Below are 2,437 nucleotides of genomic sequence, written 5' to 3' on the forward strand. Positions count from 1 at the left end.
CTATGTCGCTTGTGGCGGTGCTCACAAGCGACATTTTGATATACACACTTTTGGGTGTCTTGAGTGTGTATCTGATTATTCAGGGCTTTGGCAGGCAGACAATAAAATATCTGATCGTCTGCGGCATTTTTATCGTGTTGAGGCTGCTTTCCGGGGGGCAGGGCATTACCATCCTTATGCCGGAAATGTTCCTGTTTATGGTGCTTCGTATTTTGATGATGGTTATGGCTGCACAGCCTGTGATCGGTATGCCTCCAGGAGAAGTTGTGGCAGTTTTTAAGAAAATCCACGCTCCAGACGGAATTGCGCTTCCCGTAACCTTTATGCTGCGCTTCTTTCCTACAGTACGCAGTGAGTTTTCTGATGTGTTTGCCTCACTTCGGCTGCGAAAGCTATTGTCATGGAAACACCCTTTGGACGCAATGGAGTATATTGTTACACCTGTTATTTTCCGTTCATCCAGAATAGCCGAAGAACTTGCTGCTTCTGCTGAAAGCAGGGGGATTTCCAATCCAGGGAAACATACTTGCCGCAGAAAGATAGAATTTCAAAAGCGGGATTGGATTATGTGCGCGATTGCTGTTTGTGTAACCGCACTCTATTTTGTGCTGGAAAGGACGGTAGCATAATGGTAAATGATGAAGCAAAGCAATCCGTTATCCAGTTTGAAGATGTATCTTTTGAATATCCGGGAGCTGAAACAGAGAGTATTCAGCATATCAACCTCGACGTAAAAGAGGGAGAATTCCTTGTCTTGACTGGAGGAAGTGGCTGCGGAAAGACAACTCTGACACGATTGATAAACGGGTTAGCTGAACAATTTTATGAAGGAACACTGAAAGGGCGCGTCACCCTGTTGGGACGTAGCATATCGGAATATCCTCTGTATGAAATCGGGAAAAAAGTAGGCTCAATCTTTCAAGACCCCAAAAGCCAGTTTTTTGCCAGTATTACAGAGGATGAAATTGCGTTCGGGTGTGAAAATTATGGCGTTTCCTATGAAGAACTGGATGGGCGGGTTTCCAATGCAATTAAGCGTATTAACGGAGATATGCTGCGTGGGAAAGAGATTTATCCCATGTCCAGCGGAGAAAAACAGAAAATAGCGGTGGCCTCCGTCAATGCTGTTGATCCAGAAATTTATGTATTTGATGAACCTTCGGCCAATCTGGATATGTATTCCGTTGAGGCACTTAAAAATCTTATGCGCGAATTGAAGGCGGAGGGACATACCATCGTTGTTGCTGAACACAGGCTTTATTATCTTACAGACCTTGCAGATCACTTCCTCTACATGGAAAATGGAAGCATAAAAGAAGAATGGAGTCCTGAAGAACTGCTTTCCATGTCAGAAAATAAACGGCAGAAAATTGGAATCCGGGCCGCGGATTTGCGCCATATCGAGGTAGATATTCCTCCCAGAGAAGATAAAAATGTGACATTAGAGGTAAAGCAGCTGGCCTTTTCTTACCGCAAACATCCAGTCTTTCACGACATATCTTTCCAGGTGTATGCTGGTGATCTGATTGCGATCGTAGGACATAATGGAATTGGGAAAACGACGTTGTCTAACATTCTTTGCGGGATACAGAAAGAAAAGACAGGGCAGGTTTTATACAATGGGCAAGAAATTTCCAAGGGTAAAAGAAAGAATTTTGCCTATTTCGTTATGCAGAATACGGATTGCCAGCTGTTTGGAGACAGTGTGGAGGAAGAATTGCTCTTGAACGGTAAAGGAAGTACCCAGGAGCAAAGGGATGATCTGCTGAAATTATATGGACTTTTTGAATGGAAAGACAAGCATCCTGCTACCCTGTCTGGAGGTCAGAAACAACGGCTTACTCTTGCCGTATCAGATTGGATAGATACGCCTGTTTTGCTTTTGGACGAACCTACCAGCGGCCTTGATTTCAAAAATATGATGAGAATATCTGAGCATTTGAAGGCTCTGGCTCAAAAGGGAAAGACCATTTTGATTATCACCCATGATTATGAATTTGCTGCTATGACTTGTAATCGAGTGCTTCATTTTGTTGATGAAGGTCATGCAGAAACATTCCCCCTGCAAGGAAACCTCCCTCGGTTATATTCTTGCCTCATGTGTCAGTAGTTGTGTGTCTGAATGGATAGATATGCCCTGTATGGAGTGGCAAAAACCATAAAATACTTTTATGATAATAGGCGGGTTAGAAGATTCTAACCCGCCTATTACTGCGAAAGGAGCCTTGCTTATGGAGAAGCAAAAAAATGGAGAGCTGTCCAGAATGTTCGGATATGCAGGAAACTACCATGTCCTGACTGTTTTAGGCTGTATCCTCTCCGGGATTAGTACCATTTTGTCTATGCTGCCCTTTGTTTGTATATGGCTTGTTATCCGTGATTTGATTCAGGCATTCGCTGCGGGGGATATATCTCTTGCAACGGAAAGTACTCGTTA

Annotated in this window: 2 protein-coding genes and 1 pseudogene; all 3 read left to right on the top strand. The window is 43.6% G+C overall.

Annotated features, from left to right (window positions below; all coding sequences use genetic code 11):
* Positions 1–2 precede the first annotated feature (2 nt).
* On the top strand, positions 3–629 hold the full coding sequence (locus tag AC1WIP_RS14525) for an energy-coupling factor transporter transmembrane component T (protein WP_252192569.1): 627 nt from the start codon (positions 3–5) through the stop codon (positions 627–629).
* Positions 629–2,110, top strand: coding sequence for an ABC transporter ATP-binding protein (locus AC1WIP_RS14530; protein ID WP_481142501.1), 1,482 nt, complete (start codon positions 629–631; stop codon positions 2,108–2,110). Before AC1WIP_RS14525 ends, AC1WIP_RS14530 begins: the two co-directional genes overlap by 1 nt.
* Positions 2,111–2,231: 121 nt before the next feature.
* A pseudogene (locus AC1WIP_RS14535) lies at positions 2,232–2,437 on the top strand (ABC transporter ATP-binding protein); the annotation flags it as partial.

It is taken from the genome of Acetatifactor sp. (genome assembly GCF_982438285.1).